Genomic DNA, 2910 nt, shown 5'->3' with positions numbered 1-2910 from the left:
CGCTGGCGGCCGCGCCCGCCAGCGCGGCCGTCGCCTGTGAGGTCACCTACACCACCAACGACTGGAACGGCGGGTTCACCGCCGGCGTCACCATCAAGAACGTCGGCGACCCGATCAGCGGCTGGACCCTCGGCTTCACCTTCCCGCTGACCACGCAGAAGATCAGCCAGGGCTGGAGCGCCACCTGGGCGCAGAACGGCCAGGCCGTCACCGCCAGAAACCTCGACTGGAACGGCAACCTGCCCACCGGCGCCTCCACCAACATCGGCTTCAACGGCACGTGGAGCGGCTCCAACCCCAAGCCCACGTCGTTCACGATCAACGGCGTGACCTGCACGGGCGCCAACGCCGCGCCGACCGTCTCGCTCACCTCGCCCACCGCCGGGCAGACCTTCACGGCGCCCGCGACCGTGCCGCTCGCGGCCACCGCCGCCGACTCCAACGGCACGATCGCCAAGGTCGACTTCTACCAGGGCAGCACGCTGCTCAACAGCGACACCGCCTCGCCGTACGCGTTCAGCTGGACGAACGTGGCCGCGGGCACCTACTCGATCACCGCCGTGGCCACCGACAACGGCGGGGCCAGCACCACCTCGGCGCCCGTCGGCATCACGGTCTCCCCGAACACCGGCCCGGCGCTCGTGGTCAGCCCGACGACGCTGTCCGTTCCGGAGGCCGGCACCGCGACCTTCGGGGTGCGGCTGTCGCAGGCGCCCTCCGCCAACGTGACCGTCACGACGGCACGGGTCAGCGGTGACAGCGACCTGACGGTCTCGGGCGGCGCGAGCCTAACCTTCACCCCGTCCAACTGGAACACCGCCCAGAACGTCACGATCGCCGCCGCCAACGACACCGACACGACCAGCGGAACGGCCGTGATCAGGGTGAGCGCGAGCGGCTACACGCCGGTCGACGTCAGCCTCAGCGAGGCCGACGACGACGTGGGCGGCGACAACGAGTACGTCAGGCGCTTCGTCGAGCTCTACAACGAGCTGCACGACCCCACCAACGGGTACTTCTCCCCGCAGGGCGTGCCGTACCACTCGATCGAGACGTTCATGGTCGAGGCGCCGGACCACGGGCACGAGACCACCTCCGAGGCCTACAGCTACTACCTGTGGCTGGAGGCGGCCTACGGGCAGGTCACCGGCGACTGGTCGAAGTTCAACACGGCGTGGGCCTCGATGGAGAGGTACATCATCCCGGCCACGGCCGACCAGCCGACGAACTCGTTCTACAACGCCGCCAAGCCGGCCACGTACGCGCCCGAGCACCTGGAGATCAGCAACTACCCGAGCCAGCTCGACACCGGCGTCACCGTCGGGACCGACCCGCTGGCCGCCGAGCTGCAGTCCGCGTACGGCACCCGCGACATCTACGGCATGCACTGGCTGCTCGACGTCGACAACACCTACGGCTTCGGCCGCTGCGGCGACGGCACCACCAAACCCGCCTACATCAACACCTACCAGCGCGGTCCGGAGGAGTCGGTCTTCGAGACGCTCCCGCAGCCGTCCTGCGACACCTTCGCCCACGGCGGGCCGAACGGCTACCTCGACCTGTTCATCAAGGACAGCTCGTACGCCAAGCAGTGGAAGTACACCAACGCCCCCGACGCCGACGCGCGTGCCGTGCAGGCCGCGTACTGGGCGCTGACCTGGGCCACCGCGCAGAACAAGGCCGCCGACGTCTCCGCGTCCGTCGCCAAGGCCGCCAGGATGGGCGACTACCTGCGCTACGCCATGTACGACAAGTACTTCAAGAAGCCGGGCTGCGCGAGCCCGCAGTGCGCGGCGGGCACCGGCAAGGACGCCTCGGCGTACCTGCTGTCCTGGTACTACGCGTGGGGCGGCGCGACCGACTCCAACGCCGGATGGGCCTGGCGCATCGGCTCCAGCCACAACCACTCCGGCTACCAGAACCCGTTCGCGGCCTGGGCGCTGGCCAACGTCTCCGCGCTGCGGCCCAGGAGTTCGAGCGGCGCGGCGGACTGGAGCACGAGCATGACCCGCCAGCTGCAGTTCTACAAGTGGCTGCAGTCGTCCGAGGGCGCCATCGCCGGCGGCGCGACCAACAGCTGGGAGGGCCACTACGCGACGCCGCCGAGCAGCCTGCCGAAGTTCTTCGGCATGGCCTACGACTGGCAGCCGGTCTACCACGACCCGCCCTCCAACCAGTGGTTCGGCTTCCAGGCCTGGAGCATGGAGCGGGTGGCGGAGCTGTACAACGTCACCGGCAACTCCGACGCCAAGACCATCCTCGACAAGTGGGTCACCTGGGCGCTGGCCAACACCACGATCAACTCCGACGGCACGTACCAGATCCCGTCCACGCTGCGCTGGACCGGCCAGCCGGCCGGTGACTTCAGCGGCACCGGCATGCCGCCGGCCAACTCCGGCCTGCACGTGACGGTCGCCGACAGCACCACCGACGTGGGCGTGGCCGGCGCGTACGCCAAGGTGCTGATGTACTACGCGGCCAGGGCGAACCACACCCAGGCCAGGGACACGGCCAAGGCCCTGCTCGACGGCATCTGGCGCTTCCGCGACGCCGAGGGCGTGTCGGTGCCGGAGACCAAGACCGACTACAACCGCGTCGACGACCCCGTGTACGTGCCGTCCGGGTGGACCGGCCGGATGCCGAACGGCGACACGATCAACTCCAGCTCGACGTTCATCTCGATCCGGTCGTTCTACCGCAACGACCCGGACTGGCCGAAGGTCAACGCGTTCCTGAACGGCACGGGCCCCGCGCCGGTCTTCAACTACCACCGGTTCTGGGCGCAGGTGGACGTCGCCGTCGCCCTCGCCGAGTACGGGCGCCTCTTCCCGTGACCCGGCAGACCGCCAAGTAACAAAGCCACCCGCCTCGCCGCGTCCTGCCACGCCGGCGGGGGGGGGCTCCCCACAG

Annotated in this window: 1 protein-coding gene; it reads left to right on the top strand. The window is 69.6% G+C overall.

The window, feature by feature from the left end:
- On the top strand, positions 1–2834 hold a 2834-nt coding region (locus KME77_RS17925), incomplete at its 5' end, for a glycoside hydrolase family 48 protein (protein WP_246610038.1).
- Positions 2835–2910 lie beyond the last annotated feature (76 nt).

The organism is Nonomuraea rhizosphaerae (assembly GCF_019396405.1).
Classification (GTDB): Bacteria; Actinomycetota; Actinomycetes; order Streptosporangiales; family Streptosporangiaceae; genus Nonomuraea; species Nonomuraea rhizosphaerae.
The sequence above is the reverse complement of the archived record's forward strand: the minus strand, read 5'-3'. Positions and strand labels throughout refer to the sequence as shown.